General features: G+C 72.7%; 19 protein-coding genes and 2 pseudogenes. 5 read left to right on the top strand and 16 right to left on the bottom strand.

Annotation, left to right across the window (positions count from 1 at the left end):
• Positions 1 to 258: 258 nt before the first annotated feature.
• Positions 259 to 882 (bottom strand): pyridoxamine 5'-phosphate oxidase, encoded by a 624-nt coding sequence (pdxH, locus tag ABD343_RS01950; RefSeq protein WP_344524342.1) that lies wholly within the window; start codon positions 880 to 882, stop codon positions 259 to 261.
• A 307-nt stretch (positions 883 to 1,189) separates the two neighbouring features.
• Here pdxH and ABD343_RS01955 point away from each other — a divergent pair, with 307 nt between their 5' ends.
• Positions 1,190 to 2,287, top strand: a complete 1,098-nt coding sequence (locus tag ABD343_RS01955) for a citrate synthase 2 (RefSeq protein ID WP_344523239.1) — start codon at positions 1,190 to 1,192, stop codon at positions 2,285 to 2,287.
• Between the two features lie 240 nt (positions 2,288 to 2,527).
• On the opposite strand, the gene ABD343_RS01960 is transcribed toward ABD343_RS01955, so the two are convergent.
• On the bottom strand, positions 2,528 to 4,057 hold the full coding sequence (locus tag ABD343_RS01960; protein ID WP_344523241.1) for a sodium:solute symporter family protein: 1,530 nt from the start codon (positions 4,055 to 4,057) through the stop codon (positions 2,528 to 2,530).
• 199 nt (positions 4,058 to 4,256) lie between these two features.
• Positions 4,257 to 5,039 carry an MBL fold metallo-hydrolase gene (locus tag ABD343_RS01965; protein ID WP_344523243.1) on the bottom strand — a complete coding sequence of 261 codons (783 nt, stop codon included), beginning with the start codon at positions 5,037 to 5,039 and terminating at the stop codon, positions 4,257 to 4,259.
• 98 nt (positions 5,040 to 5,137) lie between these two features.
• On the opposite strand from ABD343_RS01965, the gene ABD343_RS01970 reads away from it, so the two are divergent.
• Positions 5,138 to 5,740, top strand: a complete 603-nt coding sequence (locus ABD343_RS01970) for a TetR family transcriptional regulator C-terminal domain-containing protein (RefSeq protein WP_344523245.1) — start codon at positions 5,138 to 5,140, stop codon at positions 5,738 to 5,740.
• Between the two features lie 10 nt (positions 5,741 to 5,750).
• On the opposite strand, the gene ABD343_RS01975 is transcribed toward ABD343_RS01970, so the two are convergent.
• The 7 genes from ABD343_RS01975 to ABD343_RS02005 all read right to left on the bottom strand — a co-directional run bounded on the left by ABD343_RS01975 (position 5,751) and on the right by ABD343_RS02005 (position 14,495).
• Entirely contained in the window at positions 5,751 to 6,362 is a 612-nt protein-coding gene (locus tag ABD343_RS01975; protein ID WP_344523247.1) for a TetR/AcrR family transcriptional regulator, read from the bottom strand.
• Entirely contained in the window at positions 6,338 to 7,096 is a 759-nt protein-coding gene (locus tag ABD343_RS01980; RefSeq protein ID WP_344523249.1) for an enoyl-CoA hydratase family protein, read from the bottom strand. Before ABD343_RS01980 ends, ABD343_RS01975 begins: the two co-directional genes overlap by 25 nt.
• Complete coding sequence (locus ABD343_RS01985) at positions 7,096 to 8,271, bottom strand: acyl-CoA dehydrogenase family protein (RefSeq protein ID WP_344523251.1); 1,176 nt, start codon at positions 8,269 to 8,271, stop codon at positions 7,096 to 7,098. Before ABD343_RS01985 ends, ABD343_RS01980 begins: the two co-directional genes overlap by 1 nt.
• A 101-nt stretch (positions 8,272 to 8,372) precedes the next feature.
• On the bottom strand, positions 8,373 to 10,277 hold the full coding sequence (locus ABD343_RS01990) for an ATP-binding protein (protein ID WP_344523253.1): 1,905 nt from the start codon (positions 10,275 to 10,277) through the stop codon (positions 8,373 to 8,375).
• Positions 10,278 to 10,303: 26 nt separating this feature from the next.
• Positions 10,304 to 11,917 (bottom strand): acyl-CoA carboxylase subunit beta, encoded by a 1,614-nt coding sequence (locus ABD343_RS01995; protein ID WP_344523255.1) that lies wholly within the window; start codon positions 11,915 to 11,917, stop codon positions 10,304 to 10,306.
• The gene (locus ABD343_RS02000; RefSeq protein WP_344523257.1) at positions 11,905 to 13,650 is read right to left on the bottom strand and encodes an acyclic terpene utilization AtuA family protein; all 1,746 of its coding nucleotides are present in this window, start codon (positions 13,648 to 13,650) and stop codon (positions 11,905 to 11,907) included. Before ABD343_RS02000 ends, ABD343_RS01995 begins: the two co-directional genes overlap by 13 nt.
• A gap of 38 nt (positions 13,651 to 13,688) precedes the next feature.
• Positions 13,689 to 14,495, bottom strand: a complete 807-nt coding sequence (locus ABD343_RS02005) for a TIGR03084 family metal-binding protein (protein ID WP_344523259.1) — start codon at positions 14,493 to 14,495, stop codon at positions 13,689 to 13,691.
• Between the two features lie 211 nt (positions 14,496 to 14,706).
• Here ABD343_RS02005 and ABD343_RS02010 point away from each other — a divergent pair, with 211 nt between their 5' ends.
• Positions 14,707 to 15,603, top strand: coding sequence for a helix-turn-helix domain-containing protein (locus ABD343_RS02010; RefSeq protein ID WP_344524344.1), 897 nt, complete (start codon positions 14,707 to 14,709; stop codon positions 15,601 to 15,603).
• 149 nt (positions 15,604 to 15,752) lie between these two features.
• A pseudogene (locus ABD343_RS02015) lies at positions 15,753 to 16,364 on the top strand (dioxygenase family protein); the annotation flags it as partial.
• A 177-nt stretch (positions 16,365 to 16,541) separates the two neighbouring features.
• On the opposite strand, the gene ABD343_RS02020 reads toward ABD343_RS02015, so the two are convergent.
• From ABD343_RS02020 to ABD343_RS02030, 3 genes and pseudogenes are all read right to left on the bottom strand, one after another.
• Positions 16,542 to 19,367, bottom strand: coding sequence for an FAD-binding and (Fe-S)-binding domain-containing protein (locus tag ABD343_RS02020; protein WP_344523261.1), 2,826 nt, complete (start codon positions 19,365 to 19,367; stop codon positions 16,542 to 16,544).
• Between the two features lie 68 nt (positions 19,368 to 19,435).
• Positions 19,436 to 20,320 carry a helix-turn-helix domain-containing protein gene (locus tag ABD343_RS02025; protein ID WP_344523262.1) on the bottom strand — a complete coding sequence of 295 codons (885 nt, stop codon included), beginning with the start codon at positions 20,318 to 20,320 and terminating at the stop codon, positions 19,436 to 19,438.
• 19 nt (positions 20,321 to 20,339) lie between these two features.
• Positions 20,340 to 21,096, bottom strand: a pseudogene (locus ABD343_RS02030) (DUF6879 family protein).
• A gap of 520 nt (positions 21,097 to 21,616) precedes the next feature.
• On the opposite strand from ABD343_RS02030, the gene ABD343_RS02035 reads away from it, so the two are divergent.
• Positions 21,617 to 22,777, top strand: coding sequence for an rRNA adenine N-6-methyltransferase family protein (locus ABD343_RS02035; protein ID WP_344523264.1), 1,161 nt, complete (start codon positions 21,617 to 21,619; stop codon positions 22,775 to 22,777).
• Here the strand turns inward: ABD343_RS02035 and ABD343_RS02040 are convergent.
• The 3 genes from ABD343_RS02040 to ABD343_RS02050 form a co-directional block, all read right to left on the bottom strand.
• A complete protein-coding gene (locus ABD343_RS02040; protein WP_344523266.1) occupies positions 22,772 to 23,374 on the bottom strand; it encodes a dihydrofolate reductase family protein in 603 nt (200 codons plus the stop codon). The genes ABD343_RS02035 and ABD343_RS02040 overlap by 6 nt on opposite strands.
• A gap of 74 nt (positions 23,375 to 23,448) precedes the next feature.
• The gene (locus ABD343_RS02045) at positions 23,449 to 24,312 is read right to left on the bottom strand and encodes an aldo/keto reductase (RefSeq protein WP_344523268.1); all 864 of its coding nucleotides are present in this window, start codon (positions 24,310 to 24,312) and stop codon (positions 23,449 to 23,451) included.
• A 62-nt stretch (positions 24,313 to 24,374) separates the two neighbouring features.
• Entirely contained in the window at positions 24,375 to 25,313 is a 939-nt protein-coding gene (locus ABD343_RS02050; RefSeq protein ID WP_344523270.1) for an NAD-dependent epimerase/dehydratase family protein, read from the bottom strand.
• Between the last annotated feature and the right edge of the window lie 68 nt (positions 25,314 to 25,381).

The raw sequence follows: 25,381 nt of genomic DNA on the forward strand, positions 1-25,381 counted from the left end.
GGGCGGGTGCGGCGCTGCATAACGTGCGGGGCACACAGGAAAGGAGGTGATCCGACTGATGATCGATCAGCGGACGTGTGAGGTGGCTGCGGCCTAGGGCCGACCACCAGCGTGTGGCCGGACCTTCCCGGCCAATCCAGAGCAGTCACCCGGCCCGTGGGCTCGTCGGACTCGTCCGACCGGCGCCCTTCGCCTCCGGCGAGGGGAGCAGCCCACGGGCCGTTTCCTGTCCGGACCCTCTTTCAGGCCCTCAGACCCTTACGGGCAGAGCCTCTCCACCGTCCATTTGCCGTCCGTCAGGACGTACCGGAGGCGGTCGTGGAGGCGGTTCTCGCGGCCCTGCCAGAACTCGACGGCCTCCGCGCGGACCCGGAAGCCGCCCCATTGCGGCGGGGCCGGGACGTCCTCGCCCTCCGGATAGCGGTCGGCCAGCCGTGCGTACGTCGCGTCCAGCTCCTCCCGCGAGGCCACCGGCGAGGACTGCTCGCTGGCCCAGGCGCCGAGCTGGGAGCCGTGCGGGCGGGTACGGAAGTACGCGGCCGTCTCGTCGCGCCCGGTGCGCTCCGCCGGGCCGGAGACGATGACCTGGCGGGCGATGCCGTGCCAGGGGAAGAGCAGCGAGGCGTAGGGGTTCGCCTCCAGGTCGCGGCCCTTGCGGGAGCCGTAGTTGGTGAAGAAGACGAAGCCCCGCTCGTCGTACTGCTTCAGCAGGACCGTACGGGAGCTGGGACGGCCCTCGGCGTCGGCGGTGGAGACGACCATGGCGTTCGGCTCGTGCAGGCCGCTGTCGGCCGCCTGCTCGAACCAGCGCGCGAACTGCTGGTACGGGTCGGGCGCGAGGTCGCGCTCCGCGAGGCCCTCCGCGCGGTAGTGGGCGCGCATCGCGGCCGGGTCGAGGGTGGAGGTGGCGGTGGTTGTGGCGTCGTCAGCATGGTCAGCGTGAGGCACGCCGCCAATCTTGCAGCATCCCGGTGCCGCGCGGTCAGACAGTCTGCCCGGAGCCGGGAGCGGGGACGGGAGGGGCGGGGGTGGTGTGGGTTCGGGACCGCACCGGATATCGTGACCGCTCCGTACGAGGAGGGGACCGGATCCACGGCCCCGACCTCGCAGCGGGTGACGACCGGCCGCACCGGGCATCACCGGGGAGACGGCAGGTCCAGGGAGCCGCACTCACGAGGGAGCCGCCACTATGTCCGATTTCGTACCCGGACTTGAGGGAGTCGTCGCGTTCGAGACGGAGATCGCCGAGCCCGACAAGGAAGGCGGTGCGCTGCGCTATCGAGGCGTGGACATCGAGGACCTGGTGGGCCATGTGTCCTTCGGGAACGTGTGGGGTCTCCTCGTCGACGGCGGCTTCAACCCCGGACTGCCGCCCGCCGAGCCCTTCCCGATCCCCGTCCACTCCGGCGACGTCCGTGTCGACGTGCAGTCCGCGCTGGCCATGCTCGCGCCCGTCTGGGGCCTGAAGCCGCTCCTCGACATCGACGAGCGCACCGCCCGGGACGACCTGGCACGGGCCGCGGTCATGGCGCTGTCGTACGTGGCGCAGTCGGCGCGCGGGCAGGGCCTGCCGATGGTGCCGCAGCGCGAGATCGACAAGGCCGACACGATCGTCGAGCGCTTCATGCGGCGCTGGCGCGGCGAGCCGGACCCGCGCCATGTCGCGGCCGTCGACGCGTACTGGACGTCGGCCGCCGAGCACGGCATGAACGCCTCGACGTTCACCGCCCGCGTCATCGCCTCCACCGGCGCCGACGTGGCCGCCTCCCTGTCGGGCGCGGTCGGCGCGATGTCGGGCCCGCTGCACGGGGGCGCGCCCTCGCGGGTGCTCGGCATGATCGAGGAGATCGAGCGCACCGGGGACGCCCGGGCCTACGTCAAGCGCCAGCTCGACCAGGGCGAGCGGCTGATGGGCTTCGGGCACCGGGTCTACCGCGCGGAGGACCCGCGGGCGCGGGTGCTGCGGCGTACGGCGAAGGAGCTGGGCGCGCCCCGCTACGAGGTCGCCGAGGCGCTGGAGCGGGCGGCCCTCGCGGAGCTGCGGGAGCGGCGTCCGGACCGGGTGCTGGAGACGAACGTCGAGTTCTGGGCGGCGATCGTGCTGGACTTCGCGGAGGTCCCGGCGCACATGTTCACCTCGATGTTCACGTGTGCCCGTACGGCCGGGTGGTCGGCGCACATCCTGGAGCAGAAGCGGACGGGCCGGCTGGTGCGGCCGTCGGCCCGGTACGTGGGCCCCGGGCCCCGCGACCCCCGTGAGATCGAGGGATACGTCGAGCAGGGCTGACCGGCCCTACCGGGCAGGGGCTGCCCCTGCCCGTGCCTCGCGGTCTGCGGGCGCGTCGTGGTCGCTCGCGCCCACGCGGCGGAGCCGCATATCGACACAGCCCCGCGCCCCTTCGGGGCGCCCCGAAGCAGCCCCGGAGGGGCGCTTCAGGGGCGCGGGGAACTGCGCGGCCCGCCGCGGCGGCGCTGCGGACTGCGACGCGACAGCAGGGGGCAGCCCCTGCCCAGTCCGAGACGGGGGTTACGCCCTCTCCGCCGGTACCGGGTCGCTGACCTCGCCCGGCACGCCGCCCGGCTCGGGGTCCGTCCCCAGGGAGTCGACCAGGGCGTCGCCCTCGACGGAGCCCTGCGGCTTGACGAGGCCGATCACCACGTACAGGGCCAGCGAGGTGAGCAGGGGCCAGCCGACGGTCATCGCCTCGGTGACGTCCTCGTCGGGCACGCCCCAGTAGAGGTACGACCAGACCGCGAGGCCGCCCGCCCAGGAGCCGATCGCGGCCCAGGCGCCGTTCCGCTTGAACCAGGGCAGCAGCCCCAGCATCAGCGGGATCGAGATCGGGCCCATGGTGGCCGCGACGATGCTGACGACGACCGTCATGATGAAGCCGTCGGGGTCGCTGAAGAGCGCGAAGCCCATGCTGACGCAGACGAAGGCGACGGTCGTGATCCGCGCGAAGAGCAGTTCGCGGCGCTCGTTGAGGCGTCGCAGCTTGGGGAAGAGGACGGGCGCGAGGTCGCGGGTGATGACGGCGGTGATGACGTTGGAGTCCGAGGCGACCATCGCCATCGTGTGGGAGAAGAAGCCCGCCAGCAGGAGTCCGATGAGGCCCGTGGGGAGGAGTTCCTGCGCGAGCTTGATGTAGGACTCCTCGCCGTTCTCCAGGCCGGGCACGATCAGCGGCGCGGCGATCATCGGGAGGAAGAGGATCAGCGGCCATATCAGCCACAGGGCGCTGGAGAGCAGGGCCGACTTCTTCGCCCGTGAGCCGGAGGGCGCGGACATGTAGCGCTGCGCCAGGTTCCACATGCCGCCGTTGTACTCGAAGGTCTTCACCAGCAGGAACGCCATGATCAGGCCGGTGGTGACGCTGCCGTTGACCGGGTCGCCGTGGCTGGCGGGGAGGTCGTCCCACATGGTCCACAGCGTGGAGACGCCGCTGAGGTGGGCCATGACGGCGACGAGCATCGCGATGCCCGCGACCGCCTGGATCACGAACTGCCCGAAGTCCGTGAGGACATCGGCCCACAGCCCGCCGAAGGCCATGTAGAACATCGTGCAGACGCCGGTGAGGATGATCCCCCACTCCAGCGGGAGGTCGGCGAAGCCCTGGAGCAGCACGGCGATGGCGACCCACTTGGCCGCGATGTCCACGACCTTGAGGGCCGCGCCGCTGTAGGCGAGGACCTGCTGGGTGGGGAGGTTGTAGCGGACCGCCAGGTATTCCAGCGGCGACTTGACGTTGTGCTTGGCGCGCAGCCTGTTCCAGCGCGGGGCGAAGAGGAAGGCGCCGACGCCGACGCCGAGCCCGATGGTGAGGGGCCACCAGAAATAGACGGTGATCCCGTAGTCGTACGCGACGGCCGCGAAGGTCACGAACATGATCGCGCTGTAGCCGGACATGTGGTGCGAGATGCCGGAGAGCCACCACGGGATGCGCCCGCGCGCGGTGAAGAAGTCAGCGACGTTCTCGATGCGTTTCGTCGACCACAGGCCGATTCCGATCATGACGCAGAAATACGCGCCGACGACGACCCAGTCCAGACCGGACATGGCGGCTCCTCTGGTTCATCAATATGAACTCGTGCCAGCTCGCTGAACAATCGCCGTCACACTAGGAGCGCCCTATAGGGCCGTCAAGACTGCGCACACGGCGAAGCGCACAAGAAAAGCCCCTTCCGGTTCACATCCGTGTCGGATCCGAACCGGAAGGGGCGGCAGGGGAGTTGCGGCCGCGCGGCGCGGCGCGCGCTCAGGTGGCCAGGTCCAGCCACTCCCCGACGGCCAGGGCACGCGCACGCCGCCCGGCGTGCGCGCGGAACTCCCTCTCCGGGTCGGCGACCTCGACATAGCCCGCGATCTTGTCCGGCTGCCCCGGCTCGTAGTGGATCGGCACCGCGTGGCGGGCGCCGAGGATCTCCGCCGCCGCGGCTGCCTGTCCGGGGTCCAGCGCGGCGGGCAGCGGGCTCGGCGGCTGGAGGTGCGGCGCGTCGACCACCGCGCCGTTGGCGGGCAGGAACACCGCGTCGAACGGGCTGAAGCGGCGCGCGACGAGCCACCAGAAGCCGTGGAACATCGTGTCGCCGCCGTGGAAGACCCGCCGCCCTTCGGCCTCCACCACCCAGTTGACCTGCGGGTCGCCCAGCCCGTCGACGGCCGGGACCGCGGTGACGCGGAACGGTCCGGCCTCGCGGGTGGACCAGACGTCCACGACCTCGGCCGCCAGCCCGTATTGGGCCAGTTCGCGCTCGGCCAGGAGCGTCGTCGCGTTGTCCACGTCGTCGCCGTGGCCGGGCGCGGGACGCAGCACCGGCGCGCCCGGCATCAGCGCGTCCGCGAGCGCCGCCGCGTCGGCGTGGTCCCGGTGCAGGTGGGTGACCAGCGCGAGGGCGGCCTTCCCGCTCGGCGGCACCAGCCCCTCGCCGGTCGTCCACCCCGTGAACAGCGGGGAGAGGTCCCGCACATGGTCGATCACCATGCGCGCGCCGCCCGCCTCGATCTCCACTCCGGCCCAGCCCAGTCGTCGCACCCGCATCCCGCGCTCCTTCGCTCATGACCCCGTGGCTGCGCCGGAATTTAGCGTACGACCGTTCTCCAAGGCAATAGCGAACGTCCGTACGCTATTCTCGTCGCATGTCACCACGACGTTCGGCGGCCGAGGCGCGGCTCACCAGGGGACGGATCCTCGGCCGCGCGGCGGAGATCGCCTCCGAGGAAGGGCTCGACGGCATCACCATCGGCCGCCTGGCCGACGAGCTGGGGATGAGCAAGTCCGGGGTGCACAAGCACTTCGGCACCAAGGAGACGCTGCAGATCTCCACGCTGGACAAGGCGTTCGTCGACTTCTGGCACCGCGTGGTCGAGCCCGCGCTGGCCGAGCCGCCGGGCCTGCGGCGGCTGCGCGCGGTGTGCGCCGGCTCCGTGGGCTATCTGGAGGAGCCGCTGCTGCCCGGCGGCTGCCTGATGACCGCGGCGCTCTCCGAGTACGACGGCCGGCCCGGCCCGGTGCGCGACGCGGTGGCCGAGGTCTGGTCGCGCTGGCGGGGGCAGTTGCGTGCCGACCTGGACGCGGCGGTGGAGAACGGCGAGCTGCCCGCCGGATTCGACGTCGGCCAGGCGCTGTTCGAGATCGTCGCCGCGGGGCTCGCGCTGAACGCGGCCATGCAGCTCCAGCACGACCGGGCGGCCGTGGCCCGGGCCCGCCGCGCGATCGAACGGGCGCTGGACCAGCGCTGACCGAGGCCCGTCACTCCGCGAGGGCCGCCTCCACCAGCCGCGCCCACTGCGCGACCACGCGGGCCCGCCGCGCGCTGTCGTCCGTCAGCAGATTGGCGAGGCCCAGCCCGCGCGCCATGTCGAGCAGCCCCTGCACGGTCTCCCGGACGCCGGGCTTCCGCTCGTCCGCGCCCAGGAGTTCGACCGCCATGCGGTGCGTCTCCCGTCCGATACGGGCCTCCAGCGCGGTCACCCGCGGACCGAGCTGCGGCTCGTTCGAGGCCGCGACCCACAGATGCAGCGCGGCCCGGAAGAGGGGCCCGGTGTAGAGGCCGACCAGGGTCTCGACGGCCTCGTACGCCGAGCGCCCCGGCCGCACCGCCTCCCGCAGCACCCGCGAGCGTTCCTCCGCGACGTACTCCACGGCCGCCGTGAACAGGTCCTCGCGCGTGGGGAAGTGGTGCTGCGCCGCGCCGCGCGAGACCCCGGCGTGCTCGGCGACGACCGTGACGGTGCTGCCGGACCAGCCGTGCTCGGCCAGGCATGTCACGGCCGATTCCAGCAGCCGCTGCCGGGTCGCCCGGCTGCGGTCCTGCTTGGGGGCCGTGCCCCGGGTGTTCACTGGGTGGGCGGGTGGAGCCATGCGGGGTCCCGTCGTTCGAGGAAGGCGGTCATGCCCTCGCGGGCCTCGTCGGAGGCGAAGAGCCGCGCGGACAGCTCGGCGAGGGTATCCGTGTCCCGGTCGAAGGCCGCCAGCACCTCCCGGGTGACCAGCCGCTTCGACTCCGCGAGGCCCTGCGGGGAGCCCCTGCGCAGCCCGTCGAGGACGGGCACGAGCGCGGCGTCCGGGTCCTCGGCGGCCAGCGTCACCAGCCCGATACGGGCCGCCTCCTCGGGCCCGAAGCGCTCTCCGGTCAGGTAGTAACGAGCGGCGGCCCGGGCTTCGATACGCGGCAGCACCGGCATCGAGATCACCGCGGGCGCCACCCCGATCCGCGCCTCCGTGAACGCGAACGTCGCCCCCGGCCCCGCCACCGCGATGTCGCACGCCGCGAGCAGTCCGGTGCCGCCCGCCCGTACGTGCCCGGTGACGCGGGCGACGACGGGCTTCGGGAACGCGACGACCGTACGCAGCAGCCGGGCGAGGCCGCGCGGACCGTCCCCTTCCAGGGGCTCGCTCAGGTCGGCGCCCGCGCAGAAGGTGTTCCCGGTGTGCGTGAGCAGAACTGCCCGCACCGCCGGGTCCTTCTCGGCCTCGCCCAGCGCCTCGTACAGCTCGGTGACGAGGCGCTGGGAGAGCGCGTTGCGGTTGCGCGGCGAGTCGAGGGTGAGCGTGGCGGCACCGCCGCCGGTCTCCGTCCGTACGAGCGCGCCCATCAGTACGACTTCGGGAGGCCGAGGGACTGGTGGGAGACGTAGTTGAGGATCATCTCCCTGCTGACCGGCGCGATACGGGCGACCCGTGCCGCGGTGATCATCTGCGCGAGGCCGTACTCCCTGGTCAGGCCGTTGCCGCCCAGGGTGTGCACGGCCTGGTCGACGGCCTTCACACAGGCCTCGGCCGCCGCGTACTTCGCCATGTTCGCGGCCTCGCCCGCGGCCGTGTCGTCGCCCGCGTCGTAGAGATGCGCGGCCTTCATCATCATCAGCCGCGCCAGCTCGATCTCGATGTGCGCCTGCGCGAGGGGGTGCGCGATGGCCTGGTGCGCGCCGATCGGGTCCCGCCAGACCTGCCGCGTACGGGCGTACTCCAGCGCCTTGCCCAGGGCGTGCCGGGCCATGCCGAGCGAGAACGCGGCCGTCATGATGCGTTCCGGATTCAGACCGGCGAAGAGCTGGAGGAGGCCGGCGTCCTCGTCGCCGACCAGCGCTTCTGGAGGCAGCCGTACGTCGTCGAGGGTCAGCTCGAACTGCTTCTCCGGGGCGGCGATCTCCATGTCGATCATCCGCCGCCCGAAGCCGGGCGCTTCGCGCGGGACGATGAAGAGGCACGGCTTGAGCTTGCCCGTACGGGCGTCCTCCGTGCGGCCCACGATCAGCGTGGCCTCGGCGATGTCCACACCGGACACGAACACCTTGCGGCCGGTGAGCAGCCAGTCGCCCGTCTCCGGGTCGCGCCGGGCGGTGGTCGTGATGCGGTGCGAGTTCGAACCGGCGTCCGGTTCGGTGATACCGAACGCCATCTTGCGGGTGCCGTCCGCGAGTCCGGGCAGCCACTCCCTCTTCTGGGCCTCGGTCCCGAAGCGGGCGATCACCGTGCCGCAGATCGCCGGGGAGACGACCAGCATGAGGAGGGGGCAACCGGCGGCGCCCAGCTCTTCGAGGACGACCGCGAGTTCGGCGATGCCGCCGCCTCCGCCGCCGTGCGCCTCGGGGAGGTTCACCCCGAGGTACCCCAGCTTGGCGGCTTCCGCCCACAGCTCGTCCGTGTGCTTGCCGTCTTCGACGACGCGCGCGAAATACTCCCGGCCGTAGCGGGTGCCGAGTGCGGATACTGCTTGCCGCAGGTCTTGCAGCTCCTGCGATTCGAGGAGGGGGTTGCTGTCCGGCATGACTGAACCTCCGTGATCTTCGAGAACGAGCGCGCCCCTTCGGGGCAGCTCAGGACAACGGGGCTTGCCCGATAAGGGGCGCGGCGCAGCCCATTGGCAGGTCACGTCACTGTGGCCAGGATGTCGCCGGAGGTGACCTGTTGGCCCACCGTCACGTCCAGGGAGGAGAGGACGCCCTCTGTCGGGGAGGTGACCTCGTGTTCCATTTTCATGGCCTCCAGCCAGAGCAAAGGTTGCCCCGCAGTGACCTCGGTGCCCGGCGTGAGGCCCTCCGCGAGCCTCACGACCGTGCCCGGCATCGGGGCCACGAGGGACCCGGGGGCGAGGGTGGATTCCGGTTCGGGGAGGAGGGGGAGGGACGTGAAGGCGTGGGAGCCGAGGGGGGAGTCGACGTGGACGCGGCGCCCGTAGGCCGCGACCGAGAAGGCACGCCGCACGCCCTCGGCTTCGAGGACGACCAGCGAACCGGAGACGCTCACCACCCGTACCCCCGGCTGGTCCTCCGGAGTCAGCGTGCCGCCCCGCTCCCAGCGGTAGCGGACCTCGCGCTCGGCCCCGTCCGGCTCGGAACGGAACCGCTTCGTCCGCGCCTGCGACCGCACGTTCCGCCAGCCGCCGACACGCGGCGTACCGTGACGCGCCGCGTCCGCCAGCGCCGCCGCCAGGAGTGGAAGCGAGGCTTCCTCGTTCGCACCGGTCAGCTCCTCCAAGTACCGCCCGTAGAAGCCCGTGTCCATTTGTCCCGTCACGAACTCCTCGTGGCGGAGCGACCGGACGAGGAGGGACCGGTTCGTCACCGGGCCGTGGACGCGGGCCCCCTCCAGCGCGCGGGCGAGCTTCCGTACGGCCTCCTGCCGGGTGGGCGCGTGCGCGACGACCTTGGCGAGCATCGGGTCGTAGTGGACGCCGACCTCGGTGCCCGCCTCGACGCCGCTGTCCAGACGGACGTCGCCCGGCACGTCGAGCCGCAGCACCGTTCCGGTCCAGGGGCGCCAGCCGCGCGCGGGGTCCTCCGCGTAGAGGCGGGCCTCGACGGCGTGCCCGGCGGCCGGGGGCGGGCCTCCGGCGGGCAGCGCGGCGCCCTCCGCGATCCGTATCTGACGGGCGACGAGGTCGATCCCGTGCACGAGTTCCGTGACGGGGTGCTCGACCTGGAGCCGGGTGTTCATCTCCAGGAAGTACGGGCGGCCGTCGTGCGAGACCAGGAACTCGACCGTGCCCGCGCCCACGTACCCCACCGCGCGCGCCGCCGCGACGGCGGCCTCGCACAGCACACTCGTCAGCTCCTCGCCGAGCCCCGGCGCCGGGGCCTCCTCGATCACCTTCTGGTGGCGGCGCTGGAGCGAGCAGTCGCGGGTGCCGAGCGCCCACACCTCCCCGTGGGCGTCGGCCAGCACCTGCACCTCGACGTGGCGCGCCCGTTCGACGTACGGCTCGACGAAGACCTCGCCGTCGCCGAACGCCGAGGCGGCCTCGGCCCGCGCCGCCTCGGTCTCGCGCTCCAGCGCGGCGAGTTCGCGCACGACGCGCATGCCGCGCCCGCCGCCGCCCGCCGCCGCCTTGACCAGCAGCGGAAGGTCGGCCTCGCCCGGCGCCTCGACCGGCGCGAGCAGCGGCACGCCCGCGTCCGCCATCAGCTTCTTCGCGCGGGTCTTGGAGGCCATGGCCTCGATCGCGGCGGGCGGCGGCCCGATCCACACCAGCCCCGCGTCCTGGACGGCGCGCGCGAAGGCGGCGTTCTCGGAGAGGAAGCCGTAGCCGGGGTGGACCGCGTCGGCGCCCGCGGCGAGCGCGGCCCGCACGATCAGGTCGCCCCGCAGATACGTGTCGGCGGGCGCGGCGCCCGGCAGCCGTACGGCGGCGTCGGCCTCCCGCGCGTGCGGGGCGCCGTCCGCCGCGTCGGCGTCGGAGGCGACGGCCACGGTCGCCAGGCCCAGGTCGCGGCACGTGCGGAAGACGCGCCGCGCGATCTCCCCACGGTTGGCGACCAGTACAGAATCGATCACGTCCCAGTCCCCTTCACAGGTCCCTGTCACATCCGGAAGATGCCGAAGCCGCCGCGCGCGCCCTCGACGGGCGCGGTGTGGATCGCGGACAGGCACAGCCCGAGCACGGTGCGCGTGTCGCGCGGGTCGATGACGCCGTCGTCGTAGAGACGCCCCGACAGGAACATCGGCAGCGACTCGCTCTCGATCTGCTGCTCGACCATCGCCCGCAGCCCGGCGTCGGCCTCCTCGTCGAACGGCTTGCCCTTGGCCGCCGCCGACTCCCGCATGACGATCGACAGCACGCCCGCGAGCTGCTGCGGGCCCATGACGGCGGACTTGGCGCTGGGCCAGGCGAAGAGGAAGCGGGGGTCGTAGGCGCGGCCGCACATGCCGTAGTGCCCGGCGCCGTAGCTCGCGCCCATCAGGACGGAGAGGTGCGGGACCTTCGAGTTCGAGACCGCGTTGATCATCATCGAGCCGTGCTTGACGATGCCGCCCTGCTCGTAGTCCTTGCCGACCATGTAGCCGGTGGTGTTGTGCAGGAAGAGCAGCGGGATGTCGCGCTGGTTGGCCAACTGGATGAACTGGGTGGCCTTCTGGGACTCCTCGCTGAAGAGCACGCCCTGCGCGTTGGCCAGGATGCCGACCGGATAGCCGTGCAGGCTCGCCCACCCGGTCAGCAGGCTCGTCCCGTACAGCGGCTTGAACTCGTCGAAGTCGGAGCCGTCCACGATCCGCGCGATGACCTCGCGGGGATCGAACGGCACCTTGAGGTCCCCGGGGACGATGCCGAGCAGCTCCTCGGGGTCGTGCTCCGGCTCCCGTACGCGCGCGGGGTCCGGATCCGGGTGCGCCTTGCGCCAGTTGAGGCGGGCGATGACGCGACGGGCTCGGCGCAGCGCGTCCTGCTCGTCCAGCGCGAGGTAGTCGGCGAGCCCGGACGTACGGGCGTGCATCTCGGCGCCGCCCAGCTCCTCGTCGTCGGCCTCCTCGCCGGTCGCCATCTTGACCAGCGGCGGGCCGCCGAGGAAGACCTTCGCGCGTTCCTTCACCATGATCACGTGGTCGGACATCCCGGGGATGTACGCGCCTCCGGCCGTGGAGTTGCCGAAGACGACGGCGAGCGTCGGGATCCCGGCCTCCGACAGCCGCGTGATGTCCCGGAAGAGCGCGCCGCCGGGGATGAAGATCTCCTTCTGGCTGGGCAGGTCGGCGCCGCCGGACTCCACGAGGGCGATGCAGGGCAGCCGGTTCGCGTACGCGATCTCGTTCGCGCGCAGCGCCTTCTTCAGCGTCCACGGGTTGCTGGCGCCGCCGCGTACGGTCGGGTCGTTCGCCGTGATCAGGCACTCGACGCCCTCGACGGTCCCGATCCCGGTCACCAGCGAGGCGCCCACTGTGTATCCATCGGCCTCGCTGCCCCATGCCGCGAGCGGCGACAGCTCCAGGAACGGGGTGTCCGGGTCGAGCAGCAGCTCGATGCGTTCCCGCGCGAGCAGCTTGCCGCGCCCTCGGTGCCGCTCGACGTACTTCTCGCCGCCGCCCGCGACCGCCTTCGCCTGCTCGGCGTCCAGCTCGGCGAGCCTGCCGAGCATCTCCTCGCGGTTGCGCGCGTACGCGGCTCCCGCCGTGTCCAGCGCCGACCTCACCTTGGCCACTTGAGCAGCTCCTCCGGTATGTCCATGTGCCGCGACCTCAGCCACTCCCCCAGCGCCTTGCCCTGCGGGTCGAAGCGGGCCTGCGAGGCGACGCCCTCGCCGAGGATCCCGCCGACCACGAAGTTGAGGGCGCGGAGGTTCGGGAGGACGTGCCGTTCGACGTCCAGTTCCGCCGTCTCCGGGAGCAGCGTGCGGAGGCGGCCGACGGTCAGCTCGGCCTCCATCCACTCCCAGACGTCCGTGTCCCGGTCCCGCGCCCAGACCCCGATGTTGGCGCTCCCGCCCTTGTCGCCGCTGCGGGCGCCGAGGACGCGGCCGAGGGGGACGCGACGGGTGACGGGTGCGTCCCCGTCCGGCCTCTCCCGCGTCCGGGGAACGGGCTCGGGGACGGTGTCCGGCTCCCGGGGAGCGGGGGCGGCGCCCCACGAGACGTCCGTCCGCGTCCCGTCCGGCAGCACCGCGACGTGCGGCACCTCCGCCGCCGGGACGAACGCCGCCTCGAACACGCCGTACGGCGCGCCCTTCCCCGGCGGCGCCGTCACATGGAATCCCGGGTAGCTCGCGAGGGCCAGCTCGATCGCGGCGCCCGACAGCGCCCGCCCCACGGCCTCCTGGTCCGGGTCCCGGGCGACGAGCCGCAGCAGCGCGCTGCCCTCCTCCTCGGTCGCCGGGTCCTCCCGGTCCGTACGGGCGAGGGTCCAGCTCACGTGCTCCGGGCGGGCCTTGGCCAGGGCCGCCTCCATCTGCTCCCGCACCAGTGCGGCCTTCTCCTCGACGCGCGGTCCGGTGAGCACGAACGTGACCTCGTTCCGGAAGCCCCCGAGCCGGGTGAGGCCCACCTTGAGCATCTCCGGGCGGGGCTCGCCCCGTACGCCCTCCACGCGCACCCGGTCCGGGCCGTCCCGCACGAGCAGTACGGTGTCGAGCCGGGCCGTGACGTCGGGGCCCGGGTAGCGCGCTCCGGCCGTCTCGTAGAGGAGCTGCGCGGTGACGGTGCCGACGGTGACGGCGCCGCCCGTACCGGGGTGCTTGGTGATCACGGAGGAGCCGTCGGACCGGATCTCCGCGAGGGGGAAGCCGGGGTGCCGTACGTCGATCGACTCCTCGGCGAAGAAGGCGTAGTTGCCGCCCGTCGCCTGGGTGCCGCACTCCAGGACGTGGCCCGCGACGACGGCGCCGGCGAGCGCGTCCAGGTCGCCGGCGCCCCAGCCGAAGTGCGCGGCGGCGGCCCCGCTCACCAGTGCGGCGTCCGTGACGCGCCCGGTGACGACGATGTCGGCGCCCGCGCGCAGACACGCGGCGACGCCCGCGCCGCCGAGATAGGCGTTGGCGGTCAGCACGCCCTCTCCCCAGCCCCCGCGCGCCAGCAGGTCGTCGCCCTCGACGTGCGCCACGCGCGCGGGCACGCCCACGCGCCCGCTCAATTCCCGTACGGCGTCGGCGAGTCCCGCGGGGTTGAGCCCGCCCGCGTTCGTGACGAGCGTGACGCCCCTCTCGCGGGCGAGGGCGAGCCCCTCCTCCAACTGCCGCAGGAACGTCTTCGCGTACCCCCGCGCGGGGTCCTTCAGCCGGTCCCGGCCCAGGATGAGCATGGTCAGCTCGGCGAGATAGTCGCCGGTGAGGACGTCGAGGGGGCCGCCGGTCAGCATCTCGCGCAGCGCGTCGAAGCGGTCGCCGTAGAAACCGGACGCGTTCCCGACCCGCAGCACGCCGCCCGTAGCCGTACCCGTCACGGCTCCTTCCGTATCCGTCACGGCCTCTTCCGCGCCCGTCACGGCTTCTTCCGTTCCCGCCCGGTGCCCGGTGTCCCCGCGAAGGACTGGGCGATGCCGAGCCACCGTTCGGCGTCGGCGCCCTCGGCGCGTACGTCCGCGTCGGCGCGGTGCAGGCGCTGGGTGACCAGCAGGCAGAAGTCGACGGCGTCCCCGGTCACGCGCTGCGCAGCGTCCTCCGGCCCGTGGGCCCACACCTGGCCGCCGGGGCCCGTCACCTCGACGCGGAACGGCTCGGCGGGCGGCTCCAGTCCGCGCACCGCGTACGCGTAGTCCCGCGCGCGGACGCCGATGCGGACGACGTGCCGCAGCCGGGCGGTGACGGGGTGGGGGACGCCGAGCGCGTCGGTCACGTCGCGGCCGTGCGCCCACATCTCCATGATCCGCGCGGTGGCCATGCCGGGCGCGCTCATCGGCAGCCCGTACCAGGGCATCCGCGCCCCCTGCGGCAGTGCGGCCAGCGCGGCCGGCAGCTCGGCGCGGCCGGTGCGCCAGCGGCCGAGCAGCGCGCCGGGCTGCGCCCGCGCGCCCTCCTCGGCGGCCTCGTCGACGAAGCCCATCGGGTCCTCGCGCGCCATGAGGCGTTCGGTCTCCCGCCGGAAGCCGTCGGCGTCGGTGGCGGCGAGCAGCGCCCGCTCGTCGGTCCAGGCCAGATGGGCGATCTGGTGCGCGACGGTCCATCCGGCGGCGGGCGTCGGCAGGGCCCACTCCTTGGCGGAGAGCCCGGCCACGACGGCCTCCAGCTCCTCGCCCTCCGCCCGCATGTCGTCGAACACCTCGTGCGATACCGCCGCCGCGTCAGGCATGCCGCTCCTTCGTGGACGTCGCGTCAACAAGCCGCGTCCGGTCGAGAGTGACAGCGATCCCAAAAACAAGCAAGCGTGCTTGCATGAATCGAAGTCACGGTTGTCCGGATGCCGTTGACGCCGCCGAGGGTCAACGGTATGCAAAGGATTGGCCTAGTCCAGAGGAACGGGGAAGGACGGAGGAGGGACCGTGACCAGCGCCGCCCCCACCATGCCGCTGCACCGACTGGACGTGCCCGCACCGCAGGTGCTTCCCTTCGCCATCGGCTCGTTCGACTCGATCGGGCCGCTCTCCCGCGCGTCCTTCCCGCACCGGCACACCTTCTACGAGATCGCCTACGTCACCCACGGCACCGGCTCCCACGTGATCGACCTGCGCCGCTGGCCGCTCGCCCCGCCGCACCTGTGCTTCATCACGCCGGGCCAGGTCCACCACTGGGAACGGGTCACCGGACTCCAGGGCGTGGTCGTGCTCTTCGAGGACGCGTTCCTGCTGGCGCACCCCGGCGACCGGGACCGGCTGCGCCGCCTCGGCGACTCCCCCTCGCTGCCGCTCGCGGGCCGCGCCGCGCCCCGCGTCGACGGCCTGCTGACGCGGATGCGCGAGGAGTACGCGGAGCAGCAGCACGACATGGTCTCCGTGCTCCAGGCGTATCTGCACATCCTCCTGGCGGAGGCGGCGCGGCTGCCGCCCGGCGCCGCGGCCACCGCGCCCGAGCCGGTGAGCCGGACCGCCGCCGTCTCCGAGGACTTCGTACGGCTGCTCGCCCGGCCCGGCGCCGTCGCCGAACTGTCCGTACGCACATGCGCGGCGGAACTCGGCGTCTCCGTCGGCTACTTGTCCGCCGCCGTCCGCGAGTCCACCGGCCGCACCCCCGGCCAGCTCATCCGGCACGCCCAGGTGCTGGAGGCCAAGCGGCTGCTCGCCGGGACGGCGCTGACCGTGGGGAAGGTCGCGCGCGAGGTCGGGTTCGCGGACCCGGCGTACTTCTGCCGCTTCTTCCGCCGCGAGACCGGGGCGAGCCCCGGCGAGTTCCGGCGCAGGGCCGACGGAAATCACCACGGTCCCCGCACCCTGTCCATCGACCGCGGCACACCCCGCCCGTAACGTCGCTCCCACCGGGCCCCCACAGGCCGGACGCGTCCCGCCCCCGCACTTCCCCACCCTTGGAGAGCGAGGCAAGCACCGTGGACGAGACCCCCGAAGAGACTCCCCGCGAAACCGGCGGGGCCCCGGACCGCGCCGCGCGCGGCGGCATGACCCGCAAGAGCGTGCTGAGGGCCGCCATGGCGGCGGCGCCCGCGGCCGTCCTGATCGGCACGGGCGCGGCCGCCGGGCCCGCGCTGGCCCGCGACAAGGTCGCGGACCGCAAGCCGCTGGAGGCCACTCCGACCTGCGACGACGGCGACGATCCGACGCCGCCGCAGACGGAGGGCCCCTACTTCAAGCCCAACTCCCCGCGACGGGACTCGATCGTGCCGCCGGGCGCGCCCGGACGTCCGCTGAGCGTCAGCGGTTACGTCTTCAGCGTGGGCTGCAAGCCGCTCGCCAACGTCCTGCTGGACTGGTGGCAGGCCGACGCGAACGGGGCCTACGACAACGTGGGATACCGCTTCCGCGGCCACCAGTTCACCGGCGCCGACGGCAGCTTCCGGCTCACGACTCTGCGCCCCGGGCTCTATCCGGGTCGCACCCGGCACCTCCACGTCAAGCTCCAGGCGCCGAACCGGCCCGTCCTCACGACCCAGCTCTACTTTCCGGGCGAGCCGAGGAATCAGACGGACCCGATCTTCGACTCCCGTCTCCTGATGACGGTCCGCCCCGTCGGCTCCGGCTACCAGGCCAGCTTCGACTTCGTCCTCAACGTCTGACCCAACCGCCCCCCGAAACTTGGGGCCCGCCCCCTCTAGGGCGGGCCCCACTCCTCCCCACAGTGCTCGGGAGGCCCGCACCCCTGATCGGGCAAGCCCCGACGTGTCGTGACCCGGCGCGATCGCAGGGCCGCGCCCCTGGAGGGGCGCTCTCCTTCAGGGGCGCGGGGCACGTCACGGTTTGAGGCCGTCCGCCAGGACCTCCGCGAGGTGGCGGCTCCGCACGCCGCCCAACTGTTCGAGCTGAGTCCGACACGAGTAGCCGTCGGCGAGAAGCTCCGTGCCGGGCACGGCCTCCCGGACGGCAGGAAGGAGCTGGTCCTCGGCACAGGCCGCGGACACCTCGTAGTGCCCGGCCTCGAACCCGAAGTTGCCCGCGAGCCCGCAGCAACCGCCGCTCAGCTCACCCGTCAGCCCCGCCCGCTCCCGCAGCCGCTTCTCGGCGGCCTCCCCGATGACGGCGTGCTGGTGGCAGTGGGTCTGGCCGGCGACCGGCCGGTCCAGCCTCGGCGGCGTCCAGTCCGGCGCGTACTCCTCCAGGACCTGCGCGAACGTGCGTACGGACGCGGCGAGCCGCGCCGCACGCGGATCGTCGCCGAGCAGCTCGGGCACGTCCGTCTTCAGCGCCGCCGCGCACGGCGGTTCGAGCACGGCGACCGGCAGCCCCGCGTCGAGCGCGGGCTCGACATGGTCCAGGGTGCGCCGCATGACCGTACGGGCGCGGTCGAGCTGGCCCGTGGAGACGTACGTCAGGCCGCAGCACACCTGCTTCGGCGGCACCGCGATCCGCAGACCCGCGTCGCGGAAGACCTCGACGGCGGCCGAACCCGCCTCCGGCGAGAGGTAATTGGTGAAGGTGTCCGGCCACAGCACCACCCGCTGACCGTCCTCCGGGCCCCGGTCGCTCTGCTTCCGCCACCACCGGGTGAACGGCGTGCGCGGCAGCGCGGGGATGTCCCGCTCGGGCGCGATCCCGCCCAGCTTCTTCGCGACGGCGGCCAGCGGGCCGATCCTCGCGCCCGCGTTCAGCAGCGGCACCGCGCGCGTCGCCGCGCCGAGCCGCAGCCACTCCGGCAGCCGGCCCATCGAGTAGTGCGCCATGGGGCGGCGCCTGCCCTCGTAGTGGTGGTGCATGAACTCGGCCTTGTACGTCGCCATGTCCACACCCACCGGGCAGTCCGTGCGGCAGCCCTTGCACGAGAGGCACAGGTCGAGCGCGTCGCGCACCTCCTCCGACTGCCAGCCGTCGGTCACGACCTCGCCCGCGAGCATCTCGTGCAGCAGCCGGGCGCGCCCGCGCGTGGAGTGCTTCTCCTCGCCCGTCGCGCGGAAGGAGGGGCACATCACGGAGGCCCCGGACGACGACTCGTTGCGGCACTTGGCGACGCCCACGCAGCGGCGTACGGCCGCGGAGAAGTCCCCGCCGTCGTGCGGATAGCCGAACTCGACGTCGACGGGCCCGCGCCGCGCCAGGGGCTCGAAGCGCAGGTTCTCGTCGATACGGTCGGGCCGCACCAGCATTCCGGGGTTGAGCCCGCCCGCCGGGTCCCACAGGTCCTTGAAGCGGCCGAAGAGGCCGATCATCTCCGGCCCGTACATCTTCGGCAGCAGCTCGGCGCGGGCCTGCCCGTCCCCGTGCTCGCCGGAGAGCGAGCCGCCGTGCGCGACGACGGCGTCGGCCAGGGCGTAGGAGAAGTCCCGGAACTTCCGGATCCCCGCCTCGCCCAGCAGGTCGAAGTCGATACGGACGTGGATGCAGCCGTCCCCGAAGTGCCCGTACGGCAGCCCGCGCAGCCCGTACTCGCCCAGCAGCGCGCGGAAGTCCCGCAGATACGCGCCGAGCCTCTGCGGCGGCACCGCGCAGTCCTCCCAGCCGGGCCACGCCTCGGAACCGTCCGGCATCCGCGTGGCCGTCCCCGAGGCGTCCTCGCGCACCCGCCACAGCGAGCGCTGCCCGGCCGGTTCGGTGACGAGCGTGTGGTCGGTGGTCCCCGCGCGCGCGGCACGGCACAGCGCCTCGGCGTTGGCCTTCGCCTGCCCGGCGTCGTCGCCGCCGACCTCGACGAAGAGCCAGGCACCGCCCTTGGGCAGCGAGGCCCGGGCGGCGTCGCTGACGAGGTCGTTGGCCATGCCCTCGACGGTGAGCGGTCCGTACGGCAGTAGACCGGCCGCCGCCTCCGCCGCCGCGCTCTCGTCCGCGTACCCGAGCACGGCCAGCACCCGCGCGCCCGGCACGGGCACGAGCTTGACGGTCGCGGCGGTCAGCACCCCCAGCGTGCCCTCGCTCCCGGTGAAGGCGCGGGCCCAGTCCTCGCCCTTCTCGGGCAGCAGCTCGTCCAGCGCGTACCCGGAGATCCGGCGCGGCAGCTCGGGAAACCCGGTGCGGAGCCGCGCCAACTCGCCCTGCACGAGGGCCGAGGCACCTTTCCGGAGCCTGGCCGGAACCCCCTCGCCGCCCGGCGCGAGCCGCGCGCGCTCGCCCCCGTACGTGAGCACGTCCAGCGCGCTCACGTTGTCGGCGGTCGTCCCCCAGGCGACGGAGTGCGAGCCGCACGAGTTGTTGCCGATCATCCCGCCGAGCGTGCACCGGCTGTGCGTCGAGGGATCGGGCCCGAAGGTGAGCCCGTACGCGCCTGCCGCGTCGCGCAGATCGTCGAGGATCACGCCGGGCTGCACGACGGCCGTACGGCTGTCCGGGTCGATCGACTCGATCGCCCGCATGTGCCGCGTGAAGTCGAGAACGACCCCGACTCCCGTGGCCTGCCCGGCGATCGAGGTCCCCGCGCCCCGCGCCACGACGGGAACCCCCCGCTCGCGGCAGACCGCGAGCACGGCGGCCACGTCGTCGGCGTCCCTCGGCGCCACGACACCCAGCGGTACGCGCCGATAGTTGGACGCGTCCATGGTGACCAGCGCGCGGCTGCCCGAGTCGAACTCCACCTCACCGCGCACCACGCCGCGCAGGGCCCGCGCCACATCCTCTGCCTGTGCCTGTGCCATGGGGACAGGGTGCACGCTGGACGCCCACTACGCGATCACTACGGTTCGGCCGAGTCGCCCTAACGGCCTTACCGATACGGCACATTGCCGTGCCCTCGGGTGGACTCCCGTTCGATATCGCGCCGCACCCGCGCAATCACCTGCTGCGCCTCGGCGCCGTACACGGCCGAGGCGTGGAACGCCTCCCAGACCCGCCGATAGGTCGCGACGCTGTCGGCATCGTCGATCCACAGCTCGGCGTGCCAGTCCTCGACGATGACGAGCCGTTCGTCAAGGATGCAGAAAGCATTCCCCGGCGGCAGCGCAAGCTGGGCGTCCTGCGGCACGATCCCCAGGCACACGGTGTCCATGCCCACGACGCCCAGCAGCCGGTCGAGCTGCGCGACCAGCACGGGGGGAGGCGCTATTCGTGCGCGCAACGCGCCCTCCCAGATCAGCACGTTCAGCCGCTTTCCCGGCCGGTACAGCCACTCCTGCCGCCTCATGCGGGCCCGTACCGCGTCTTCAGTGTCCCTCGGGCAATTCTGGAGCGCCTCGTAGCACTGGAAGACGTGCCGGGCGTAGTCAGCGGTCTGGAGCATCCCCTCGACCGCGAAGTTCTCCCATACGTGCAGCGTGCTGGAACCGTCGATCAGATCGCTCCAGGCGTCCTGCACCGGGCGGTGACCCGCCGCGAGCTGCCGCCGCCACGAGCGGATGTGGGACTCGAAACCCTTCAGCCGACCGTGCAGCTCTTCGAAGGCGTCTTCGCGGCCGGTGGCCTCCGCCCACGCCCGCAGATCTTCGGGCGTGGGCGTCTGCCTCCCGTTCTCCAACTTGCTGATCTTCGACTGCTGCCAGCCGAGACGTTCGGCCAGAGTCGTCCCGGTGAGGCGGCCGAGGGGACTTTCGACCCGGAGCTCTCGGAGTCGTCGCCCCAGGCTCTCGCGCGCCTTCTGATAGTCCGTGCTCACCGGTACAGTTCTCGCCCTCCTACTCGTTCTTGTCCAGCCCTGCGGCGAACTCCTCGTGCGGCACCGCGTGGTGCCACGCCGCTTCCCGGATCATGGAGTACCGCACCACCTCGGCCGGTTCGGTGATCAGCTCCACGTCGAGGAGCTGATCGTCGTCATCGAACCGGAGAAGCGCCACCAATCGGCCGTCGAACAGCCAGAAGTCCTCGGCGGGAAGCTGGAGCCGGTCCGCCGCCGCCCGCGACAGATTGCGGATGTCCTCGCCGAAGGTCGCGTTCTCCTTCGCGTTGTCGAGCAGATAGAGCTGCCCCGTCGTCGGCGGCTCGTCCACGATGCGTACGCGCTCGACCCGCTTGCCCTGATCGGTCTGCGAACGGATCATCCGGGCGTATGCGCGATCGTCGAGTTCCCACTTCGCGTCCCCGGTCTCCGTGAACCGCCGGTAGGTGTCCGTCTCCTCGTCACTGGCGTACCGGCGACGGGTCTCCAGCCGCCACGTCGAGTGCTCGAAGGTGCGGAACAGGTTTCTGAACTCGTCCAGATCGATGATCCGCGCCTGGCGCGTCGTGTCCTTGGGCGCCCAGTCCGCCAGAAGCTCACGCGGTACGACGACCGCGACCTCCCCCTCTGCCAAGTGCTGGAGATTCGCCACATCGTCCGGATCGGTGAGCGGAGGTCCGTGCACGATCACCTCCCCACTGTCCAGGTCCTCGTGCACGGACGGGACAACCGTCGTCCTCGCTGCCCGTCCCGTTGAACCGCATCCTGCGTGCCATGCGATCGCCTCTCGCTCGTCCACCGCTTGTGGATCCCCGCGGAGCAAGGGTGTCCGGGGTCACCGAGGAATGTCGAGACATTACGGAGAGTCGCGCGAGAATATTCGGGAATATTTGGGACTGCCCTCAACCGCCGCCGCATACCGTCGTGTTCGCCCAGTTCACGGCCACGACAGGCATGACGGAGGGAAGCTCCGTATGACGGACGACAAGCCCGCGCTCACACTCCGCGTCTACTACGCGCGCGACGGCAGCCGTACGGCCCGGTTCGTGTCGGACAGGGTCATCCCGTACGCCGCCTGCAAGCCGCTCGCCTCGGAGCGGTGGCCCGTCTGTGAATGCCCGCTATGCCGGAACAGTGCTCACGTACAGCAACAGCCCCTGACCGGGAATCGACCAGTAGGAGACCGGCCGTGACCAGCAAGCACAAGGGCGACCCCGCGCCCGTCGAGCCACCGCCCCCGCCACCGCCGCCGCACCCCGCCAGCGGTCCGCCGCCCGGAGACGGGGGACGGCGCAAGTGAGTGTTCCGCCGGGAGGCGGGGATCGCCTCGGCTGGGAGGCGCTGGTCCGGGATCTGTGCGACTCCGGTGTCCTGGCGGACGGCTGGGCGGCGGCCTTCGTCGCCGTTCCCCGCGCCGGGTTCCTGCCGGATCTGGTCTGGCCGTTTCATCCGGAGACCGGGACCTACTCGGTCGCCGACAGAGCCGACGCCCCCGATGTGTGGCGTCGCTGGGCCGAGGCCGACGTTCCGCTCGTCACCCAGTGGGACGACGGCGGCCATCCGGACGGCGAGCCCGGCCGGGTCCCCACCAGCTCGGCGTCGATGCCCAGCGTCGTGGCCCGCATGCTGGAGCAGCTCGACGTCCGCCCCGGCATGCGGGTTCTGGAGATCGGCACCGGCACGGGCTGGAGCACCGCGCTCCTCTCGCACCGGTTCGGCAGCGACGCCGTCACGAGCATCGAGGTCGACGAAGCCGTGGCCGCCCGCGCGCGAACCGCGCTCCGTCGTGCGGGTCTTGCCCCGGACACGCGCACTGCGGACGGCCTCAAAGGGTGCCCCGACGGCGCGCCCTATGACCGGATCATCGCCACCTGCGGGCTGCGCGAGATCCCCGCCGCGTGGCTGGAGCAGGCGCGGCCGGGCGGGGTCGTCCTCGCGCCCTGGGGCACGGCGTACGGCAACCAGGACGCCCTCGTCCGCCTCGTCGTCGGTGACGACGGTACGTCCGCGTCCGGACGCTTCACCGGACCGGCGCAGTTCATGAAGGCCCGCTCACAGCGCCTGTGCCCGCCTTCGCACGCCGCGTACGTTCCCCGCTTCCCCGGTGACGCCACCCGTACGTCCACCGGGCTGACGGCGGCGGACCTGGGTGACGGCGACCCGTACGGCGCGGCGGGCTTCGCCATCGGCCTCCGCGTACCGGCGTGCACGCATACGGTGCACCGGCAGGCGGACGGGACGACGGCGTTCTGGTTCTACGGACTCACCGACAGGTCCTGGGCAGTCGCCGCGTTCCCCGGCGGGGACGTCCACCAGTCCGGGCCGCGCCGTCTGTGGGACGAAGTCGAGAGCGCCTGGCGCTGGTGGGACGGAGCGGGCCGTCCCACGTACGAGCGGCTGGGCCTCACCGTCGCGAGCGACGGCACACAGCAAGTGAGGTCCTATGAGGTCCTATGACGACGCGTCCGGGCCGCGGACCCCGTAGCGGAGGTGGAGGGCTCGGCGGCCCTGGACCACGGTGGGGTCGTCGAGGAGGAGGTGGCCGCGGGCGAGTTTCGCGAAGTAGGGGACGCCCTCGCCGAACAGCACCGGCACCAGGCTGACGCAGACCTCGTCCACCAGGCCGAGGTCGAGCGCCTGCTGGGTGATCGCCGCGCTCGCGATCGTGACGTCCTTGTCGCCGGCGATCTCGCGGGCCCGGGTGATCGCGGCCTCGACGCCGTCGACGAACGTCGTGGTGGGCCACTTCGTGGCGGCGTCCTCGGGCGGGCGGTGGGTGACCACCACGACGGGGGCGCCCGCCGGGTGCTTGTCGCCCCAGCCCTCCGCGATGTCGAACAGGCGGCGCCCGGCGACGAGCGCGCCGCAGTTCTCGGTCAGCTCCCGCAGCACCTGCTCACTGGCCCGGTCGACCTGGAAGGACACGGTCTCGTTCGGGTTCGGGACGGAGACCTCGCCCGTCTCGTACCACTCGAAGAGCTCCCCGATCCCGTCCTCCGGGTCCGCGACGTATCCGTCCAGCGACATCGTCATGTGGGTGAACACCTTGCCCATGGCGGGCCTCCCTCTCACTGCGCGCCGGCTGATTGCCGAGCCTCACCCGTACCGACCGCCCCGGGCCGGGAAACTCATCGCAGGACGTCTTCCAGGAGTGCCAGTTCTTCGGGAGCCAGTTCCAGCTCCGGCGCGGCGGCCGAGTCGCGGATCGACTCCGGGCGGCTCGCGCCCGGGACGGGGACGATCACGGGTGAGCGCGCGAGCAGCCAGGCCAGGGCGACCCGCTGGGGGCTGACCCCGCGGTCGGCGGCGACGCGGTGGAAGGCCGCGCCCTCGGGCGCGGGCGCGGGGTCCTTGGGGCCGTCCAGGGAGCTGCGGGAGATGCCGCCGAGCGGGCTCCAGGGGAGGAACGCCAGGCCGAGTTCGGCACACAGCCGCAGCTCGGGCTCGCTGTCGCGTACGGCGGGGGAGAACTGGTTCTGGACGGAGACCAGGCCGTCGCCGAGGATCGCGTGGGCCTGTTCGATCTGGGCGGTGTCCACGTTGGAGAGGCCCGCCGCGCGGATCGTGCCCGCGTCCAGCAGTTCGCGCAGCGCGCCGACGGAGTCGGCCCAGGGCACGGCCGGGTCCGGCTTGTGGAGCTGGTAGAGGCCGATCGCCTCGGCGCCGAGCCGTCGCGCCGACGCCTCGGCGGCCCGCTTCAGGTGCGCGGGCCTGCCGTCGACGGTCCAGCTCCCGTCCCCCGGCCGTCCGCGCCCGCCCTTGGTGGCGACCAGGACACCGGAGGTGTCGCCGCCGTAGCGGGCGAGGGCGCGGGCGACGAGCAGTTCGTTGTGGCCGGTCTCGCCCGCGTGCCAGTGGTAGCTGTCGGCGGTGTCGATGAGGGTGACGCCCGCGTCGAGGGCGGCGTGGACGGTGGCCGTCGCGCGCTCCTCGTCCGGGCGCCCCTCGATGGAGAGCGGCATGGCGCCGAGCCCGACGGGGCTCACGGCCATGTCTCCTACAGTGCGGTACGAGTACGGGTACGGCATGGCGTACGGCATCACGTTCCGGCTCCTCACACCTGGGCTTCGACGGCTTCGACGGCTTCGGACACCGCGCCCGGCAGCCAGTCGGCCGTGCGCGAGAAGGGGAAACCCAGGCTCTTGGCGCGGGCGTTGCTCATGGCGTAGTGGCGGTCGTACGAGAACGGCGCGGCCTCCTCGCCCGCCGCCACGGTCCGGTGGACGGGCTTCCGGCCGAGCCGTTCGCCCACGGCGGCGGTCACGTCGCGCACGTCGAGCAGGCCGTCGGAGCAGGCGTTCAGCGGCCCGGTGAAGCCGGTGTCCGTGGCCGCCCACGCCAGCAGGGCCGCCAGTTCCTCGTGGTGGACGAAGACCGTGGGGCGCGCGTCGGCGTGCACCGCGATCGCCTCGCCGCGGGCGACGCGCGTGACGTGGTGCGCGAGCCGTCCGGTGAACTCCAGGGCTCCGCCGCCGAGTACGTGCGCGCTGCGCACCGTCGCGAAGGGGAAGCCGTCCTGCCGCGTGAGGACGGCCTCCGCCTGCCGCTTGCCCTCCCCGTAGTGGGCCTCCCGGTACGCCTCGTCGTGCCAGGGCAGGTCCATGCCCACGGTCCAGTCGGCCGGGGCCACCTGCTCCTCCGGCACGGGCACGCCGGGCGGTACGGGCGGGAGCGCCGCGCTCGCCGGGTCGTACACCTCGATGGTGGACGTCATCACATAGCGGCGGGTCCGGTCCCGGAAGACGCGGGCCGCCACGGCCGCCTGGACGGGCGTGTAGCAGACCTGGTCGACGACCACGTCGAACCGCCGGGAGCCCAACGCCGCGGCCAGCGCCGCCTCGTCGTCGCGGTCGGCCACGAGGTGGGTCACGCCCTCGGGCGGCGCGGCGGAGCCGCGGTTGACCAGGGTGACGTGGTGCCCGGCGTCGCGCAGCCGCTCGACGAGGAGCCTGCCGATGTACCGGCTGCCGCCGATGACGCAGATTCTCTTCACTCGACGCGTCGGATTCGGGTTCGGATTCGGGTTCATGTGTGCATCGTGGCGAGCTACGGTCGCCAGCA

The sequence above is a fragment of the Streptomyces albiaxialis genome (genome assembly GCF_039530985.1).
Lineage (GTDB): Bacteria > Actinomycetota > Actinomycetes > Streptomycetales > Streptomycetaceae > Streptomyces > Streptomyces albiaxialis.

Bases quoted from the DNA above. Each gene is read 5' to 3' on its own strand.
- ABD343_RS01955 (WP_344523239.1), top strand. From the start codon at position 1,190: ATGTCCGATTTCGTACCCGGACTTGAGGGAGTCGTCGCGTTCGAGACG.
- ABD343_RS01985 (WP_344523251.1), bottom strand. From the start codon at position 8,271: ATGCCGGACAGCAACCCCCTCCTCGAATCGCAGGAGCTGCAAGACCTG.
- ABD343_RS02005 (WP_344523259.1), bottom strand. From the start codon at position 14,495: ATGCCTGACGCGGCGGCGGTATCGCACGAGGTGTTCGACGACATGCGG.
- ABD343_RS02040 (WP_344523266.1), bottom strand. From the start codon at position 23,374: ATGGGCAAGGTGTTCACCCACATGACGATGTCGCTGGACGGATACGTC.
- ABD343_RS01980 (WP_344523249.1), bottom strand. From the start codon at position 7,096: ATGGGCGCGCTCGTACGGACGGAGACCGGCGGCGGTGCCGCCACGCTC.
- ABD343_RS01960 (WP_344523241.1), bottom strand. From the start codon at position 4,057: ATGTCCGGTCTGGACTGGGTCGTCGTCGGCGCGTATTTCTGCGTCATG.
- ABD343_RS02045 (WP_344523268.1), bottom strand. From the start codon at position 24,312: ATGGCCGTGAGCCCCGTCGGGCTCGGCGCCATGCCGCTCTCCATCGAG.
- ABD343_RS01975 (WP_344523247.1), bottom strand. From the start codon at position 6,362: ATGGCTCCACCCGCCCACCCAGTGAACACCCGGGGCACGGCCCCCAAG.
- ABD343_RS01965 (WP_344523243.1), bottom strand. From the start codon at position 5,039: ATGCGGGTGCGACGACTGGGCTGGGCCGGAGTGGAGATCGAGGCGGGC.
- pdxH (WP_344524342.1), bottom strand. From the start codon at position 882: ATGCGCGCCCACTACCGCGCGGAGGGCCTCGCGGAGCGCGACCTCGCG.
- ABD343_RS01970 (WP_344523245.1), top strand. From the start codon at position 5,138: ATGTCACCACGACGTTCGGCGGCCGAGGCGCGGCTCACCAGGGGACGG.
- ABD343_RS02020 (WP_344523261.1), bottom strand. From the start codon at position 19,367: ATGGCACAGGCACAGGCAGAGGATGTGGCGCGGGCCCTGCGCGGCGTG.
- ABD343_RS02010 (WP_344524344.1), top strand. From the start codon at position 14,707: ATGCCGCTGCACCGACTGGACGTGCCCGCACCGCAGGTGCTTCCCTTC.